Raw genomic sequence first — 17373 nt, forward strand, 5'->3', positions numbered from 1 at the left:
AAAAAGATTACATCAAAAAATTAATTCATAATTCATAATTCATAATTCATAATTCATAATTCATAATTCATAATTCATAATTCATAATTCATAATTCATAATTCATAATTCATAATTCATAATTCATAATTCATAATTCATCTTTTTATGAAACCTGTGTATATTGTTGCGGCAAGCCGTACACCTATTGGCAGTTTAGCCGGTTCTCTATCTTCTTTAAACGCCTCGCAGCTTGGCGCAGCTGCTATTAAAGGCTGTCTGAATAATCTTGAACTTCCACTTGACGCCATACAGAATGCATACATGGGAAATGTATTAAGCGCTGGTCTTGGCCAATCTCCGGCACGCCAGGCATCGAAGTTTGCGGGATTACCGGATTCAACAGAGGCAACTACGATTAATAAAGTGTGTGCATCCGGCATGAAAGCTATACAGCTTGGCACTCAGCAGATCTTATGCGGCGATGCGGAGATTGTTGTTGCCGGTGGAATGGAAAGCATGTCAAATGTGCCTTACTACCTAGACAAAGCACGCCAGGGGTATAAACTTGGTAATGCCCAGGTGATTGACGGCATTATAAAAGATGGCTTGTGGGATGTATATTATAACTGCCACATGGGCAACGCAGCAGAAAACACGGCAAAGGAATTACATATTACCCGTGAAATGCAGGATGCATATGCAATTGAATCCTATAAACGTTCAGCGTCTGCATGGCAAAACGGTTCATTTAAAAACGAAATTGTACCGGTAAATATATCAGGTAAGCCCGGACAGGAAACAGTTGTTGACACGGATGAAGAATTTTCAAAAGTAAATTTTGATAAAATCCCCCAGTTAAAACCCGTCTTTGATAAAGAAGGAACGGTGACCGCTGCCAATGCATCATCCATTAACGATGGCGCTGCCGCATTAATTCTCGTAAGCGAAGATGCCTTAAAAAAATATAACCTCACTCCCATTGCCCGCATCTTATCGTATGCAGATGCTGCGCAGGACCCGCTGTGGTTTACAACAGCTCCGGTATTGTCTGTTAATAAAGCGCTGGAGAAAGCAGGACTGAACATACAGGATATTGATTACTTTGAATTGAATGAAGCTTTTGCTGTTGTATGCCTGGCTATTAACAACAAACTTGGTATTGACAGCCGCAAAGCTAATGTCTGGGGTGGAGCGGTTTCATTGGGCCATCCGATTGGTGCCTCCGGAGCACGTATTGTTGTTACATTAGTAAACATACTAAAAACCAACAACGCTCGTTTGGGTGTTGCAGGTATTTGCAATGGCGGCGGTGGCTCCAGCGCACTTGTTATTGAAAACTTAGCTTAAAATATGCGTATCGGTATCTTCGTTTTTATTTTTCTGTTATCTCTGACAGCTTCGGCGCAAAAGGTTATTCGTACCTACTTTGCTGCATATGATTCCATCGGAATGGCAACAGCTGTACGCGAAGAATACCAGGTATTACCTGACGATTCAACCATTAAAAACGGATACTATTATTCTTTCTCACAAAACAGTGATACGCTTATTTACTGTACCTATTTGAACAATAAAAAAGAAGGCACCTACATACAATATTATGAACATGGTTTAGTGAAATACCGTGCGCGGTATCACAAAAATTCGAAAACTGATACCGCCTGTTATTACGCAGAAACAGGTAAGATCATTGCTACGGAAACCTTTGTACCCGTAAGAGCAAAAAGCACTGACAGCATTCAGTATGTATTTTATACGTATTACAATGCGAACGGAAATAAAACAAAGACCTGCTATTTATACAACGATGTAGCTGACAGCACCTACACGGAATACTACCCAAGCGGAAAAATAAAAATACAGTCTGAATTTTCAAAGGGCGTGCGTACCGGGCCTTTCATCAGTTATTTTGAAAATGGCATCCCCGCACAAAAAGGTGCGTACAACAACGATGAATTGCATGGTGTCATTACGAGTTATTTTCCTGAAGGAGAGAAACGTGTAGAAGCACAATACGACCGCGGTATACTTGATGGTGTTGTAAAGCAGTACTTTAGAAATGGCAAACTTTTTTCTGAATCCTCTTATCTCCAGAATACACAACATGGTTTCACTAAAACATATTATCCTTCCGGCAGTATTCAAACAGAAGAACAATACAGCTATGGCATATTAAATGGTTCCTTCAAAACATATTACGAAAACGGTCAGCTGGAAACAGCTTCTACGCTACAGAAAGGAAAAAAACAAGGCCGGTTTGAAAGCTACAGTAAAAACGGACAGCTGACACTGGAAGGATCTTTTGTGAACGGTGAACTGAACGGATCAAACAAAGGCTGGTATGATACAGGTACACCGAAACACGAATTTCATTACAAAAACGGAATAAAGGTTGGTGAAAATACCAGCTATTTTGAGAATGGAAAAGTAAGTAAACTTGAAAAGTATAATGGTGATGGTACTGAAGTTTCTGTAAAATATTTTTATGAAACCGGAAAACTAAAAACTGAAGGCGATTACCTGGTAAAACAGCAGGCTACAGGAAACACATTTGTTCCCAGCGGAATTATTAAAGAGTATTATGAAACGGGTCAACTACGTAAGCAAACGCTCTATACAGAAGGAAAAGCCAATGGTGAAGTGCTTAGCTATTATGAATCGGGTGCTGTTTCTGCAAAAGAATATTATGCATTCAACATTAAGACCGGCACCTTCAGTTATTACCACAGTAATGGCACGCTCGCTCAAACTATTATTTATAAAAGCAACAGAAAATACGGCTTGTACAAGGAATATTATGAGACAGGTACGATAAAAATAACGGGCAATTACATCAATGATAAAAAGCACGGTGAATGGAAATATTTTTCTGATACAGGTAAACTTAAAAAAAGAGAACAATACAAGAATGACTTTGTTGTTTCTGAAAAAGTGTATGAATAGTATGCAATAATGTTGATAACTCCCCTATTTCAGATATATACGCTATAAATTAACACTTTCCGATTTCAATCCCTTTTAAAGCTCATTTTTTGAACCTATCTTTGAAGCATTATAGTACTTCTGTATGAATGCAATAAAAGAGACTCGTTTTGAATTACCAGGTCAGACTGGATTTTATAAAGGCAAAGTTCGTGATGTTTACTACGTTGCCGATAAATTAGTTGTAGTAGCAAGCGATCGTATTTCGGCTTTTGACGTGGTTTTACCCCGTGCAATCCCTTTCAAAGGTCAGGTTTTAAATCAAATTGCCGCAAAAATGCTGGCACAAACGGCAGACGTTGTTCCCAACTGGATATTGTCTGTTCCGGACCCATCTGTTAGTATCGGTATTAAATGCGAGCCATTCAAAGTTGAAATGGTAATACGCGGTTACTTAGCCGGCCATGCAGCCCGTGAATACAAAGCAGGCAAGCGTACCTTATGCGGTGTCGCTTTACCGGAAGAATTAAAAGAAAATGATAAACTCCCTGCTCCCATCATTACGCCTACAACAAAGGCAGATGAAGGTCATGATGAGGATATTTCAAGAGAAGACCTGCTGGCACGCGGTATTGTTAGTGAAGCAGATTACATTCAATTAGAAAAATATACACAGGCATTGTTTCAGCGCGGTACTGAATTAGCTGAGAAACAAGGGTTGATCTTAGTAGATACAAAATACGAGTTTGGTAAAGTTGGTGATAAAATTTATCTGATCGATGAAATCCATACGCCCGACTCTTCCCGTTATTTCTATATCGATGGTTATGCGGAACGCCAGGCAAAAGGCGAAGCACAGAAACAATTATCAAAAGAGTTTGTACGCCAATGGCTGATCGAAAACGGTTTCCAGGGTAAAGAGGGACAAAACGTACCTGTTATGACAGACGAAATTGTATCCAGTATTTCTGAAAGATACATTGAGTTATACGAAAAAGTAATCGGGGAATCATTCAAAAAGCCGGAAGAGTCCAATCCGGAAGAGCGTATTCTTAAAAATATTTTAAAAGCTTTATAATTTATTTCAATCGCATTTATTACACAACAATATGAAATACACAGTTGAAAAAACAGAGAAGTACGTTCTGTTTCAATTACACGAAGAGAAACTTACTTCTATTACAGCACCTGATTTGAAAACAGAATTAGTTACGCTTAATGCTGAGGGTTTCAATAACATCATCTTAAACATGACAGATGTTAAGTATGCGGATTCATCGGGATTAAGTTCTATCCTGATCGGTAACCGTGTATGTAATAATAGTGGTGGTTTGTTTGTGATGTGCAATGTAAACGATCACGTAATGAAATTATTGAAGATCTCTCAGTTGGATACGATCTTAACACTGCTTCCAACAGTTGAAGAAGGTATTGATGCTGTTTTTCTTCATGAAATTCAAGGAGATTTAGAAGACGAAGAATCTGCTGAGTAAATATAATGGATTTTGAACTATTCATTTTAGGTTCAAGTTCGGCAACGCCGTCAAAGGGCCGATATCAGTCGGCCCAACTATTAAAAATACACAACGATTATTTTATGATTGATTGTGGTGAAGCGGCACAATATCAATTAAGCCGGTATAAACTGAACCACACAAAAATCAGTCATATCTTTATAAGCCATTTGCATGGCGATCATTTTTTTGGCTTGGTTGGCCTGTTAAGTACCATGAATCTGTATGGAAGAAAAAATCCCATACACGTATTCGGCCCTCCGGGTTTGGATGAGATCATTCAGATACAGCTGAAATATTCTGAAACGCTTCTGCAATTTCCCCTGCATTATACAACACTGGAAAATGAAGGAAGTGAACACATTCTGGATCATCCCCTGGTAGACGTATATACCATTCCGCTTGAACACCGGATTCGCTGTAATGGTTTTTTATTTAAAGAAAAACCAAAATCATACAAACTCAATAAAAGCAAATTACCTGAAGATCTCAGCCTGCTTGAAATTGCACAGCTAAAGCAGGGCATAGATGTATACGATGAAAATGGGAATGTAAAAGCATTGGTACGTGAAATATGCATGCCTGCATTAAAATCGCGCAGCTATGCCTACTGTTCAGATACGAAAGTGAACGAACAGTATTTTCCATACATCAAAGGCGTTGATCTGCTGTATCATGAAAGTACCTTTCTGGATGAACTTGCAGACCGGGCTGCCAAAACATATCATACAACTGCTAAACAGGCCGCACAGGTAGCTAAAGAAGCCGAAGCAGGAAAATTAATTATTGGTCATTTCTCTTCCCGGTATTACGATACAGAACCATTTCTGCTGGAAGCCAGTTCTATTTTTAAACACACCTATCTGGGTACAGAAGGAAGCAGTTTCTATGTAAGCGATCGTATAAGCCATGAAGACAACTCTTGAACAGAAGCGGACAAATTTATTTATTGTTCTCGCAGGAATTTTTATTACCAATGCTATTCTGGCTGAGATGATCGGTGTGAAAATATTTTCCCTGGAAAAAACATTTCATCTTGATCCGGCACAACTTTCTTTATTTACAGATTTTAAACTTGATTTCAATCTTACTGCCGGAGCGCTGATCTGGCCGATCGTTTTTATTTCCACAGATATCATTAATGAATATTTTGGCAAAAAAGGCGTGAAAAAAGCCACCTACCTGGCCATTGGATTAATTATTTACAGCTTTTTTGTCTTATTCATTTCCACACATACAACTCCTGCCGATTTTTGGCTTGATGTCAATAACCACGATGCAAACGGCCAGCCCTTTAATATTGACTATGCCTTTCAGCGGATCTTTTCTCAAGGACAGTCCATTATCATAGCATCGCTTACAGCATTCCTGATCGGACAATTGCTGGATGTATATGTGTTTCATGCGATCCGTGCATCAACAGGTGAAAAATGGTTGTGGCTCCGCGCTACAGGTTCAACACTGGTGTCGCAGCTGATTGATAGTTTTGTTGTTTTATTTATTGCTTTTTATGTGCTTGCCGGTCCCAATAAATGGACACTGCAGCAAGTACTTTCCATTGGTATCATCAATTATATCTACAAGTTCAGTGTAGCCGTACTGCTTACGCCGCTGCTGTACGTAGCGCATCATTTTATCGATAAGTATCTTGGAGCAAAAGCATCCGAAGACGTAATTGACCAGGCCAATACGTCCGGCTATACCGACTGAGCAGATTTGATGCGGTCGCAGCATATCGCTGTAGCAATCCCAACATTTAACGACTCAGCCTGTCCGAACCTTGGAATAGTCAGCATCTGCGTAATGCATGCTTTAACGCCTTCACTGATGCCATGCGCTTCATTGCCCATAACCAATATACCTACCTCTTTAAATGAAGCGGTGTGTATATTTTCCCCATGAAGATCTGCACCATACACCGATACACGTTGTTGCTTTAAAAAAGCTGACAGATCCGTATAATGAACTTTTACACGCAAAAATGAACCTTTGGAAGCATTGATAACTTTAGGGTTATAGAAATCTGCTGTATCTTCAGAGCAGATGATTTTACTGATTCCATACCAATCCGCAATACGTATAATGGTTCCCAGATTACCGGGGTCATTGATATTATCCAGGGCTATCACCCACTCACCTTTAATGGTTTCCGGCAATAACACTTCATTTACGGCACATACAGCGATAGCAGCATCGTTGCTTTGCAAAGAGCCTATTGAATCCAGCTCTGTATCACCCGCAAGCTCAATAATGCCTGAAAACGGTGCGAGTAGCTCTTTGTACTTGGCATGAAAATAAGAAGTCACTAATAGCTTTTGAATTTTAAAATCAGATGAAAGTACTTCTAATACAGACTTCTCGCCTTCAATAATAAATTGATTATAAAGTCTTCGAAATTTCTTATTTTGAAGAGATTTAGTGAATTTTACAGTCTGTTTCGTTAACATCTAAATACGCATTGAAGCTACTATATTACATTTTTACAGGCATACTCGCAATCCTTCTGCTTCAGGGTTGTAAACCTTCCATTAGTTATTTTGCTACCGATCCCGATTACAAAGGTAAGTACATGTTGTACGTACAGCAAACCAAAGGTACCAAACATATAAATAATTCTGACATCAATGCACTTTACAGACAAAAAGCGCAATACAAACTTTTTGGTATTACTCCTTACCTTACGATTCACTACATAGGGAAATCATTTTATGATACCACTTTCATCAAACAGGAAATTCAGGCTACAAAAGTACGGTACGATAGAAAAATAACGAAGAAACCCCACAGTGAAAAACGTTATTTAGCCTTGGTTGCAAAACGTAAGAAAAAAATTGCGAAGCTGGAAAACAAACTGATTCATGGTAACTGGGTGATGGGGTCATTCGGCGAATATCCATCTATCCTTGATACCTCTGTTATTAAATATACCAACGCACAGATCTCAAATTATTTATCAAGTAATGGATATTTTAATAATCAGGTAAAATATAATATTGATACGCTTGGAAGAAAAGCATTTGTAACCTATAAAGTCAATCAGGGCAATCAATACAAATACAGCATTCTTGATTATGATATTGAAGATTCAGTAATATTGGATATTGTAAAAAATACGAAAGGCACTAAAATATATTTAGGAGATGCATACAATCAAAGTAAAATTGATTTAGAACGCGATCGTTTATACAAGCTGTTAAAAAACAGAGGCTACTATGAATTTTCTAAAGCATACATAAATTTTGTTGTTGATTCAACCGTCGGAAATAATGGAATCAAACTGACGCTGGAAATTGACCAGCCTATAGACAATACGGTACATACGCGTTATAAATTAAACAACATCATCTACATTCCTGTAACAGGAAATACAGACAGCGTTAGTACATACACAGATACACTGGAATATCATTCGTTAAAATTCTGCCGAAATAAAACACCTTACAACTATAAGATTTTAGACGGAAAAATTTTCACACGTCACAACAGTTACTTCAAACAGGATTCGTTGATCAAAACACAGCAGCAGCTCGGCTCCATGGATATGTACCGTTTTGTGAATGTAAATATTATCAAAAGGGATTCCTCTACGTTAGACATGCTGATCTACACCAACCGGCTTCAAAAATTTTCTATCTCGCAGGAATATGGATTAAATGTTGTGCAAGGCGTAATACCGGGTCCGTTCTTTAATGTAAATTTCAGAAATAGAAATATATTCGGGAACTATGAAATACTGGATTTCAATGTGCGCTACGCCATTGAAGGACAAGCTTCGGTACTCGACAATCAAAACAAATTACAAACCATTGAATGGGGCATCAGTACCAGTTTAACATTCCCGCAATTATTATCCCCTACCCGCATACGGTTTAAGGCCGCAAAGTTCAATGCAAAAACCCGTGTTACGTTTGGTTACAATTCTACACAGCGACCCGAATACAACCGCTATGGCTTCAGGTCCCAGTTCATTTATTTATGGGAAACAAGTCCGTATTCACAATTCTCCTTTACACCTGTTGATATTAACATCATAAACTCAACCATCAACATGGTAGAGTTTTCTGAATACCTGAACAACTTACGTGTAAACGGAAACAACTTGTATGTAAGTTTCCTGCCTTCGATTGTAACCAACATGAATTTAACGTATACGTTCAGTAATAATATCTTTGGAAAAAAAACACCGTCCTTTTATTTCAGGCCATCGTTTGAACTCGGCGGACTTATTCCCAATATGATCAACAGAAATATTACACACGAAGATAATAACAGACTCTTTGGGCTTCAGTACTATCAATACTATAAACTACAGGCGGATTTCAGATACTACAGGCCTATCAAAGAAAAGACAGTTCTTGCCGTTCGTCTGAATGTTGGCTTATCTAAACCTTTTGGAACATCCGGTCAGAAACATGGTAACAATATTTTACCCTACGAAAAATATTTCTTTACCGGAGGCTCCAATTCTATCCGTGCATGGCGCTACAGACGTTTAGGACCGGGCTCTTATGCAAACCCGGATGAAACAAAACAATATACCAATGAAGAACCGGGTAATATTGTTATTGAAACGAATTTCGAATTCAGAAGAAAATTATACAGCTTTATTGAAGGTGCTTATTTTATTGATGCCGGTAACGTATGGTTGCTGCAGGAAGATAAAACAAGACCCGGAGGAGAATTCAAATATTTCAAATCGGTTCCTGAGATTGCCATCGGTACCGGTGCGGGTCTTCGTTTAAATTTCACTTTCATCATCGTGCGTCTGGATGTTGCATTCAAGGCCTGGGATCCGGCCAATGCACTCGAAGACCGGTATGTACTATTCAAATTTGAAGATAAAAATAACAGGCCGGTCTATAACTTCAGTTTAGGTTATCCTTTCTAATACCTCATGCTTACAAAAGAACACATCGAAAACGAATTTCAGAAAATTCAGCAGCACATTTGCCGCGCGCTTGAAACAGCTGACGGCAAGGCGACATTTAAAACAGATGAATGGACACGGCCGGAAGGCGGCGGCGGAAAAAGTAAAATCATTACAGATGGAAACACTCTTGAAAAAGGCGGTGTAAACTTTTCTGCCGTACATGGCGAAACACCGGATAATATATTACATGCGCTGAAGCTTTCTAAAGCAGAATTCTATGCAACGGGCGTATCTATTGTAATGCATACAACAAATCCATGGGTACCCATTATTCACATGAACATCCGTTACTTTGAAATGAGTAACGGTATCTGGTGGTTTGGCGGGGGTATTGATCTCACGCCCCATTATGTGATAAAGGAAGAAGCGGTTGCTTTTCATCAGTCACTGAAAGATTTGTGTGATCAGTTTCATGAAAGTTTTTATACGACATTCAAAGAGTGGGCCGATAACTATTTTTACATTAAACACCGCGGGGAATCAAGAGGTGTCGGTGGGATTTTCTTTGACCGGCAGGGAAACGATGCACCGGTTAGCAAAGAATCATTATTTGAATTTGTTTGTGCGCTCGGGTATTTATTTCCAAAGATCTATACAAAACTGATTGCAGACAACAACTCCAAAACCTTCACAGAAGCAGAACGTAACTGGCAGAAGCTGCGCAGAGGCAGATACGTAGAGTTTAACCTGGTGTATGATAAAGGAACGAAATTCGGACTGGATACCAACGGCCGGATTGAATCAATCTTAATGAGCCTGCCACCTGAAGCAAACTGGACATACGACTTTCAGCCTGCAGCCGGAAGCAAAGAAGCACAGACAATTGAATGGCTTAAAGCTCAACCTAACTGGCTTGCACTGTAATGTTAGAAGGATTACAACAGATCGATGTAGAAGTTCTGGTATGGATTAACCATACCTTTAAAAGTGATTGGATGGATGCTGTGATGCTTTTCTGCAGCCATAAATTCACCTGGATTCCCTGGTATGCCCTGCTCCTGTTTCTGTTATGCAAATCAAATCCGAAACATATCTGGATCAATTTAATTTTAATTGCGGCCTGTATAGCCCTTGCAGATCAACTTGCATCTGGTTTATTAAAGCCGGTGGTAGCACGTTTACGCCCCTGTAACAACCCGGAAGTCAGCATACAGCTTTTACTGATTAAAGATGTATGCGGCGGTTCGTATGGTTTCGTATCTTCACACGCGGCAAATGTATTTGCACTTTTCTTTTTCTTTTTTTTGAAACATGTTTTCCAGTCTGCAAAACCACTGCTGTACGTTTTGTTTGTGTGGGCTGTCATTGTCTCTCTAAGCCGTGTATATCTTGGCGTACATTATCCGGGTGATGTCTTCTGCGGTGCGCTGGTTGGCATCTTTGCCACAACTGTTATTGTATGGCTTGAAGGAGTTATTGAGCGCAGGTATTTCCCCCCCCAAAAAACGCATTGATTTTTAATTGAATGATTCTTTGAGTTCAAATTTTAATCATACCCCTTATTTTATATGTTACATTTTAACAACTTACCTCTTATGAAAAAAACTCATTCAGTAATTGCAACAATTTTATGTTCGGTGTTTTTGTTGTCTTGCGGAGTATCTCCTAAAGGAGCTGAAACGCCAAAAGAATTAATTATTGCTGCAAAAGATGCCGGCTCAGACACCAAAGTATTAAAGTCCTGTTACTATTGGTCTACAGCGGAAGAAGAAGCAAACATTGATGCCATGTTAAGCCTGAAAGCCCTGAAACCGGAGGTAGATTCGTTTCTTGAAGACGGTAAAAAGAAATTCGGTGAAAAATTTTCTACGGCTTTTGGCATGGGAACATTTGTATTAGCTATGGCTACTTACCCAACACCTTATGATAAAATGGCAGATGGTGAATATGTTGAAACAGGTGATACAGCATTTGTAACAGCAAAGATTGTAGAAGGTAATTCAACATCTACCACAAAAGCCGAGATGATCAAAAAAGATGCTAAATGGTATTTCCCGGCACCTTCAGCGCGTGGTACAAAAACACCTGTAGAAATTGCAGCATTGATGAAAGGATTTTTTGAAGCGTCTAAAAAGGCATTAAACGAATCTGATACAGCTGAAAAATTCGGAGAAGCTGTTAATACGTACATGACTACAAAAATGAACTAATCATTTAAGTATATCTGCGGCATAATCAATCATAACAACTGATTATGCTGCAGATATTTTTAAATTATTTTACTGTCTGTTCGAACAGATTGCATTGGCATCTTATTTCGCCTGCGAATCCACCTGAAAAATTCCAAACGTATTATTATCCGGATCTAAAAAATATCCCTGCCAGCATCTGCCCGGTATTGCAAATTTAGGCAGCGCTACCTGTCCGCCGCTGGATAAAATCACTTCCGCTGTACGGTCAAAATCTTCTACCTGCATGGAACAGGTAAAGGCATTTGTACCGGTACCCGTAAGCGGTAAAGCTGCCGTACGTTTTAGCAGCCCACCATAAATGCTTTCAGTATCTATCCGGTAATATTCAATCGGAACAAATTCTTCTTTTGTAAATTTCCAGCCAAAGACCGTTTTATAAAACTGAATATCTCTTGCCGGATCAGAAGATTGAATTTCAAAAAAACCGATTGTGTTCATCTTATCCATTTTTATTTTGATTAACAATTATAACAAATCAACAAACTCTTTTGAAAATGTATTAATTTTTTCATCGTAATTTTTATCTGAATAATAAATAGCATTGATCTTCGTCATCACATTTTCCAGATCGCAACGCTTAGTCATCCAGGTGATTTTCTGCATTACCTCCCGCTCATTTCCCAAGAACTGACCATCTGCTTTTTTCAAAAATGATCCGTTAAAAACTGTAACAGCTCTGTATCGTTTTTCTTTTCTACCAGATCAATCAGTTCCATATCTGCATACGAAAAAGATTTAATTTCAAATGCGGCTTTGCGTAAGGCTGTATGCTGCTCGCCTGACAATGCATCTATGGAGATCAGTGTATCTTTTCCCCGGTCATAATACGATAGAAACCCGGTTCCGCGAGACAATTCATACACGCCTTCCCATCGGGTGTCGCGATCGATAGCACAACACACCAGCCAGTCGATTATTTTTTTATTCTTTTCTGCTGAATCGTTTATTGTATGAATCTGCTGCATCTCTTTGATACGTAACTTGTAAGCAGTTAATGCCTCCAGAGTCAATTCTTTTGAACCATAGGACAGTGCATGTGTCTGATACGCATTTTTGCCTTTACCCCTATCAAGAAATGCTAAAACCCTTGTGCCTTTTTCATACACAGCAGGCATAGGGCATGTCATGGCTCTGCTAAAATACACATCAATGGTATCGTTTAATTTGTCTCCCTGATACAATTCCTCTACAGCAAGAATTGCTTTATGATCCGTAAAGGAATTTTGATTTGTTACAGCATAAACATCAATTACACGTGCATAAATGATGTATTGAGATTCTATAATGAGTTTTCGTAACGGCCGCGGCGTAATCGGGTACGCATACAACGCTTGTATACCCGTCAGAAGAAAAATAACAATCACTATTTTTTTCATATTCATTTTGTATAAAATCAAATAATGATTTAACGAACGCATGTCATACTATTTCCGTGCCTCTCCTAAATATAAAAAAAGAATGTCCGTATTTCAATACGTATACTGAATTACGTATACTCTTACAGTTGTGGGTTGATTAGCATTAATCTATACCTCTTTCAAACATTGCCAGCAGGTTTTGAAGTGCAGTTTCCGAATGCAGCGAAGCAGTTTGTTCCATTGTCAACGTTCCGATTTCTGCAAAACGTGCATTCATTTGCCTTTCATAAGCTGCAATTGATAACTGTGCTGTTGGCAGCGACGGATCATACAAGCATCTGCTCAGCTCAAGCGCATCCAGCATAGCCATATTAACGCCTTCACCAGCATATGGCGGCATTACATGCGCGGCATCTCCCAGCATGGTTAAATCAGGCAGTGCCTCCCATGATTGATCTAATAGCATGCAGTATTGCGGGCGCACAACAAAATCCGGCTCAGCTTTATCAAACAAGTCAAACCACAGCGGATTCCAATCCGCAAAGGTCTCTTTAAACCAGGTCCGGACTTCTTCTGCATTTTTAAAATCAATGCCGGAATTGGCAACCCAGTTTTCCGGAGCATGTACACCGGCATAAAAAACAAGGCTGCCATCCCCTTTTGAACTTACAATAAGTGTTTTAGAATCTGCCATCGCAAAAACCTTTCCACCGTTTACCAACTCATGTATAGCAGGTACTTGTTGTGCAGAATCATATACGAAACCTTCAACAATGGTAATGCCGGAATAAAAAGGTTTTAACGGTGTTATATGTGCACGTATTTTTGAATTCGCCCCATCAGCAGCAATTACAATATCTGCAGCAGCTGACATACCACTATAAAAATTCAACCGCCAGCCTTCACCTGCTTTTTCTATGCTACGCAGATGGCTGTCCCATACAACCGTATTCGGCAGCAGAGATTCAAGCAGAATTTTCCGTAACGGACCGCGGTCTATTTCCGGCCGCTGTAACGTATCTGCATCTCCGGCAAATGCCTCGTCAAAGAAGATCGTTGCATGTTTATCAACGATACGCAAAGCATCTGCACCCGGCCGGTAATTAGCTCTGAAAGCATCCATTAATCCGGCTTCTTCTAATGCTGCCAGCCCTGATTCTTCATGCAGATCAAGCGTTGCACCCTGTACACGGGCATCTTTATTCAGATCACGTTCATATACGTGTACGTCTGCACCTTTTTTCTGTAATAAACGTGCAAGCGTTAATCCGCCGGGGCCGCCACCTACAATGGCTATTTTTTTAGTATTGATTGCTGATTGTTCCATTTCTGTAACTGTTTATGTTCATATGACGCATTCAAAATTCAGTCTTCTGAATGAGTACATCAAAACTACTTCTTCTTCAGAATGGAAAATTGTATAAATCGGTCATTTTTATTCCGGCTCAATTCTTTGGGAACAACACCGGCAAATTTCTTTACTTCGCGGATAAAATGTGCCTGATCGGTATACTGCTGTTCCGGAAAAAGTTTGCCTGCTTGGATCTGTGAAAAAGATGCACGGAACCGTAAGATAGTTAAATAGTTTTTCAGTGAAATTCCGACCCAGTGCTGAAAATACCGGTTGATCTGCCTGCTGCTCCAGCCACAGCTATCAGCAGCATGGTGTATGGTAACCGTACCTTTGGAATCATAGATACACTTAGACAGTTTTGTCTTTCTGGGATCAATGTTTTTTTGTAAACACGTTTTTAATTTCAACGAAATTTTTTCTTTGAACGATTCCAGATCACTCAGGTCTGCTTGTTGAATGTCTAAAAAATCATTAGGTAAATAATCTGTTGAATTGAGTAAACCGGCAAGCGGTGTGTGCAGGATATATTCCAATGCTAAAAATTTAAAACTGATTGCAAACATTACTGTTTGTGCAGCAAGTATGGCTTGAGTAGATTCTGTAGCAATACCGGACAATGTAACGTGAAAAGGTTCTGTTACCGAATAGCCAAAGAATACATCGAAGCTTCCGTCGGGCAATACAACAATTTCTTTGGCTTCATCCGAATGATTTTCTAAAACCCAAAAAGACTCTACAAAATCTGCCAGCGCTGGTTCAGGTAGTACATATGAATAGTTGAATGTAGAGGTTGACATACATATACTGTATTAAAAAATCCGACGTATTCACAGGTATCAATCAATACCATGAATATTTTTTTGATATCCACAACGAGTAAAACATTTCACTTCTTTTAAGAAGTGAAATGTTTTACTTCCTTCCCAGCAACTTCGCAGCGTACTTTCCTAAAATATCAAATTCAATATTAACCTTCGAACCAACAACACATTCTTTTAAAGACGTATGTTCAAAGGTATATGGGATGATTGCTACGGAAAAAGAATCGTTTTGCGAATCTACTACCGTAAGACTTATACCGTTCACACAGATAGAACCTTTCTCAACGGTTACATTTCCTAAGGAAGCATCATACTGAAAGGTAAACAGCCAGCTGCCGTTCTCATCTTTACGTTTTATACATGTGGCAACCTGATCTACATGGCCCTGCACAATATGCCCGTCAAATCGGCCGTGCGCAGGCATTGCACGTTCTAAATTCACATGCATACGTTCTTTCCATTCAGAAATACTTGTTTTACGGATCGTTTCCTGAATAGCTGTAACCGTATGCGTATCGTCATCTAATGCAATTACCGTTAAGCAGATTCCGTTATGCGAAAGGCTCTGATCAATCTTCAGTTCATGCGAGATAGATGAACGTACTGTGAAATGCAGGTTGCCCCGCTCTTCAACAATCTTCTCAATAACACCTAAGCTTTCTATAATTCCTGTAAACATTGATTCTGGTTATCTTCTAATCTTAATAATTCACTTTTGATATACTAACATTTCCTGTGTAAAGTTTAGAGTGTAAGCGTCCTTTTACACTTTACACTCTAAACTTTACACAGCTTTTATTTTCCTCTACCCTGGAACATGATCAATACAGTATCAAGCATGATCTCGAAGTCGAGCGAGAGAGACATATTTTCTATGTATAAAATATCATAACGTAAGCGGTCAACCATCTGGTCTACGTTTTCAGCATAACCGAATTTCACCTGTCCCATGGACGTAATACCCGGACGTACCTTATGCAAGTGCTTGTAATACGGTGCCTGTGCCATGATCTGATCAATGAAGAACTGGCGTTCCGGCCGTGGGCCAACCAGCGACATATCACCTTTCAGCACGTTATAGAACTGCGGAAATTCATCCAGCCGTGTCTTACGCATGATCTTTCCCCAAGGTGTTATGCGGCTGTCTTTATCGTTAGCCAGCGCAGGTCCTAATTTTTCAGAATCAATATACATGCTTCTGAATTTTATAATTTTGAACGGTTCGGCATTTCTGCCGATACGTTCCTGTTTATAGAACACAGGGCCTTTAGAACTTAGTTTTGTAAGCAATGCAACAACAAGCAAGAATGGAGCACCTGCTACCAGCACAAACAATGCAGCAATAATATCAATAAACCGCTTCAATACTTTTTGCCACACAGGTATCAGGTCCTGATTAATTTCCAGCAAAGGTAAATTGGATAATAACTTTACTTTTACAGAACCCAGAATTAACTGATAATTCTCCGGAATGATATTCGTTTTTACAGATTCTCCTTCAATCGATCCCAATACCTGTTCAAGATATTCATGTTCTTCTTTTTCAAGTGCAATCATTACCCGATCAATGCGGCAGCGGTGAATAACTGTATTAATACGTTCCAGATCGCCGATTGATTTTAATACTGGTGCACACAGGTCAACATTAGATATTGGTGTGGGAATATAGGTAACAAAGGAAAAACCAAGTGTAGACTTACGTTGCTGCAATTCATCATACACATTTCGTGCAGCTTTACCTGAACCAACAATCAGTGTATTAAAATATATTTTCCCGGAAGCAACCTGTTCGCGTAAATACGTAAAGGAAATTATTTTAGAAAAAGACGTACACAAAAACTGTATAATAAAATAAGAAGCAAATGTTTTATAATATTCCTGATACTGATTAATCCCCTGATCATCCAGCAGCAATGTAAAAAATATGATTACCACACCAATTAATGTATGATTGAAACCTTTGAATAATTCCTGAATCCGTGTCTTGCCAAACACATCTGTGTATGAACCCGCCAATATATTCAGTCCAACCCAAAACAGACCAATAACTGCAGCATTCATAATAAGAGAAACTTCAATGCTTTGCGTTTCTTCATGCAGCAGCTGCTTGCGATTATAGAAGAATATAATCCATGCCACCACGGAAGCCACAAAATCTAAAGAAGCAGGAATTAAACTATAATACGGTCGTTTCAATGTGTTTAAAAATTAATTATTCACTATCTGGATCTATTTATACGCTAAATTATTAAATCCGAAGAAGTAGAACTATTTTAGTATTCAAAATATTTAACGGATAA

At 39.0% G+C, this 17373-nt stretch carries 18 protein-coding genes; 10 read left to right on the plus strand and 8 right to left on the minus strand.

Annotated features, from left to right (window positions below; translation table 11 throughout):
- Nucleotides 1-147: 147 nt before the first annotated feature.
- The 6 genes from CHU_RS09350 to CHU_RS09375 all read left to right on the plus strand — a co-directional run bounded on the left by CHU_RS09350 (nt 148) and on the right by CHU_RS09375 (nt 6128).
- Nucleotides 148-1329 carry an acetyl-CoA C-acyltransferase gene (locus CHU_RS09350; RefSeq protein WP_011585293.1) on the plus strand — a complete coding sequence of 394 codons (1182 nt, stop codon included), beginning with the start codon at nt 148-150 and terminating at the stop codon, nt 1327-1329.
- A gap of 3 nt (nt 1330-1332) precedes the next feature.
- On the plus strand, nt 1333-2925 hold the full coding sequence (locus CHU_RS09355) for a toxin-antitoxin system YwqK family antitoxin (RefSeq protein ID WP_011585294.1): 1593 nt from the start codon (nt 1333-1335) through the stop codon (nt 2923-2925).
- 124 nt (nt 2926-3049) lie between these two features.
- Nucleotides 3050-3982, plus strand: coding sequence for a phosphoribosylaminoimidazolesuccinocarboxamide synthase (locus tag CHU_RS09360; RefSeq protein WP_011585295.1), 933 nt, complete (start codon nt 3050-3052; stop codon nt 3980-3982).
- A 31-nt stretch (nt 3983-4013) separates the two neighbouring features.
- Nucleotides 4014-4397, plus strand: coding sequence for an STAS domain-containing protein (locus CHU_RS09365; protein WP_011585296.1), 384 nt, complete (start codon nt 4014-4016; stop codon nt 4395-4397).
- A gap of 5 nt (nt 4398-4402) precedes the next feature.
- On the plus strand, nt 4403-5344 hold the full coding sequence (locus tag CHU_RS09370; protein ID WP_011585297.1) for a ribonuclease Z: 942 nt from the start codon (nt 4403-4405) through the stop codon (nt 5342-5344).
- Nucleotides 5328-6128 (plus strand): queuosine precursor transporter, encoded by an 801-nt coding sequence (locus tag CHU_RS09375; protein ID WP_011585298.1) that lies wholly within the window; start codon nt 5328-5330, stop codon nt 6126-6128. Before CHU_RS09370 ends, CHU_RS09375 begins: the two co-directional genes overlap by 17 nt.
- On the opposite strand, the gene CHU_RS09380 is transcribed toward CHU_RS09375, so the two are convergent.
- Nucleotides 6116-6865 (minus strand): RNA methyltransferase, encoded by a 750-nt coding sequence (locus CHU_RS09380; protein ID WP_011585299.1) that lies wholly within the window; start codon nt 6863-6865, stop codon nt 6116-6118. The genes CHU_RS09375 and CHU_RS09380 overlap by 13 nt on opposite strands.
- Nucleotides 6866-6876: 11 nt before the next feature.
- Here CHU_RS09380 and CHU_RS09385 point away from each other — a divergent pair, with 11 nt between their 5' ends.
- From CHU_RS09385 to CHU_RS09400, 4 genes are all read left to right on the plus strand, one after another.
- Nucleotides 6877-9306, plus strand: coding sequence for a BamA/TamA family outer membrane protein (locus tag CHU_RS09385; protein ID WP_011585300.1), 2430 nt, complete (start codon nt 6877-6879; stop codon nt 9304-9306).
- Between the two features lie 6 nt (nt 9307-9312).
- Entirely contained in the window at nt 9313-10212 is a 900-nt protein-coding gene (gene hemF, locus CHU_RS09390) for an oxygen-dependent coproporphyrinogen oxidase (protein WP_011585301.1), read from the plus strand.
- Nucleotides 10212-10802, plus strand: coding sequence for a phosphatase PAP2 family protein (locus CHU_RS09395; RefSeq protein ID WP_011585302.1), 591 nt, complete (start codon nt 10212-10214; stop codon nt 10800-10802). The genes hemF and CHU_RS09395 overlap by 1 nt, the downstream gene beginning before the upstream one ends.
- A gap of 81 nt (nt 10803-10883) precedes the next feature.
- Nucleotides 10884-11498, plus strand: a complete 615-nt coding sequence (locus tag CHU_RS09400) for a hypothetical protein (protein ID WP_041932305.1) — start codon at nt 10884-10886, stop codon at nt 11496-11498.
- Between the two features lie 102 nt (nt 11499-11600).
- On the opposite strand, the gene CHU_RS09405 is transcribed toward CHU_RS09400, so the two are convergent.
- The 7 genes from CHU_RS09405 to CHU_RS09435 all read right to left on the minus strand — a co-directional run bounded on the left by CHU_RS09405 (nt 11601) and on the right by CHU_RS09435 (nt 17269).
- Nucleotides 11601-11978 carry a VOC family protein gene (locus CHU_RS09405; RefSeq protein ID WP_011585304.1) on the minus strand — a complete coding sequence of 126 codons (378 nt, stop codon included), beginning with the start codon at nt 11976-11978 and terminating at the stop codon, nt 11601-11603.
- A gap of 27 nt (nt 11979-12005) precedes the next feature.
- Entirely contained in the window at nt 12006-12188 is a 183-nt protein-coding gene (locus CHU_RS09410) for a hypothetical protein (protein WP_011585305.1), read from the minus strand.
- A complete protein-coding gene (locus CHU_RS09415; RefSeq protein ID WP_143144035.1) occupies nt 12185-12916 on the minus strand; it encodes a hypothetical protein in 732 nt (243 codons plus the stop codon). Before CHU_RS09415 ends, CHU_RS09410 begins: the two co-directional genes overlap by 4 nt.
- A 145-nt stretch (nt 12917-13061) precedes the next feature.
- A complete protein-coding gene (locus tag CHU_RS09420) occupies nt 13062-14225 on the minus strand; it encodes an FAD-dependent oxidoreductase (protein ID WP_011585307.1) in 1164 nt (387 codons plus the stop codon).
- A 65-nt stretch (nt 14226-14290) separates the two neighbouring features.
- On the minus strand, nt 14291-15049 hold the full coding sequence (locus tag CHU_RS09425) for a helix-turn-helix domain-containing protein (RefSeq protein ID WP_011585308.1): 759 nt from the start codon (nt 15047-15049) through the stop codon (nt 14291-14293).
- A gap of 115 nt (nt 15050-15164) precedes the next feature.
- On the minus strand, nt 15165-15752 hold the full coding sequence (locus CHU_RS09430; protein ID WP_011585309.1) for a riboflavin synthase: 588 nt from the start codon (nt 15750-15752) through the stop codon (nt 15165-15167).
- A gap of 116 nt (nt 15753-15868) precedes the next feature.
- Complete coding sequence (locus CHU_RS09435) at nt 15869-17269, minus strand: sugar transferase (RefSeq protein ID WP_011585310.1); 1401 nt, start codon at nt 17267-17269, stop codon at nt 15869-15871.
- Between the last annotated feature and the right edge of the window lie 104 nt (nt 17270-17373).

It is taken from the genome of Cytophaga hutchinsonii ATCC 33406, assembly GCF_000014145.1.
GTDB lineage: Bacteria > Bacteroidota > Bacteroidia > Cytophagales > Cytophagaceae > Cytophaga > Cytophaga hutchinsonii.

What these genes read in the sequence shown, in the direction of transcription:
- CHU_RS09370 (WP_011585297.1), top strand. Translation starts at nt 4,403, where the DNA reads ATGGATTTTGAACTATTCATTTTAGGTTCAAGTTCGGCAACGCCGTCA.
- CHU_RS09350 (WP_011585293.1), top strand. Translation starts at nt 148, where the DNA reads ATGAAACCTGTGTATATTGTTGCGGCAAGCCGTACACCTATTGGCAGT.
- CHU_RS09380 (WP_011585299.1), bottom strand. Translation starts at nt 6,865, where the DNA reads ATGTTAACGAAACAGACTGTAAAATTCACTAAATCTCTTCAAAATAAG.
- CHU_RS09405 (WP_011585304.1), bottom strand. Translation starts at nt 11,978, where the DNA reads ATGAACACAATCGGTTTTTTTGAAATTCAATCTTCTGATCCGGCAAGA.
- CHU_RS09430 (WP_011585309.1), bottom strand. Translation starts at nt 15,752, where the DNA reads ATGTTTACAGGAATTATAGAAAGCTTAGGTGTTATTGAGAAGATTGTT.
- CHU_RS09355 (WP_011585294.1), top strand. Translation starts at nt 1,333, where the DNA reads ATGCGTATCGGTATCTTCGTTTTTATTTTTCTGTTATCTCTGACAGCT.
- CHU_RS09360 (WP_011585295.1), top strand. Translation starts at nt 3,050, where the DNA reads ATGAATGCAATAAAAGAGACTCGTTTTGAATTACCAGGTCAGACTGGA.
- CHU_RS09375 (WP_011585298.1), top strand. Translation starts at nt 5,328, where the DNA reads ATGAAGACAACTCTTGAACAGAAGCGGACAAATTTATTTATTGTTCTC.
- CHU_RS09400 (WP_041932305.1), top strand. Translation starts at nt 10,884, where the DNA reads ATGAAAAAAACTCATTCAGTAATTGCAACAATTTTATGTTCGGTGTTT.
- CHU_RS09395 (WP_011585302.1), top strand. Translation starts at nt 10,212, where the DNA reads ATGTTAGAAGGATTACAACAGATCGATGTAGAAGTTCTGGTATGGATT.
- CHU_RS09415 (WP_143144035.1), bottom strand. Translation starts at nt 12,916, where the DNA reads ATGAAAAAAATAGTGATTGTTATTTTTCTTCTGACGGGTATACAAGCG.
- hemF (WP_011585301.1), top strand. Translation starts at nt 9,313, where the DNA reads ATGCTTACAAAAGAACACATCGAAAACGAATTTCAGAAAATTCAGCAG.
- CHU_RS09420 (WP_011585307.1), bottom strand. Translation starts at nt 14,225, where the DNA reads ATGGAACAATCAGCAATCAATACTAAAAAAATAGCCATTGTAGGTGGC.
- CHU_RS09425 (WP_011585308.1), bottom strand. Translation starts at nt 15,049, where the DNA reads ATGTCAACCTCTACATTCAACTATTCATATGTACTACCTGAACCAGCG.
- CHU_RS09365 (WP_011585296.1), top strand. Translation starts at nt 4,014, where the DNA reads ATGAAATACACAGTTGAAAAAACAGAGAAGTACGTTCTGTTTCAATTA.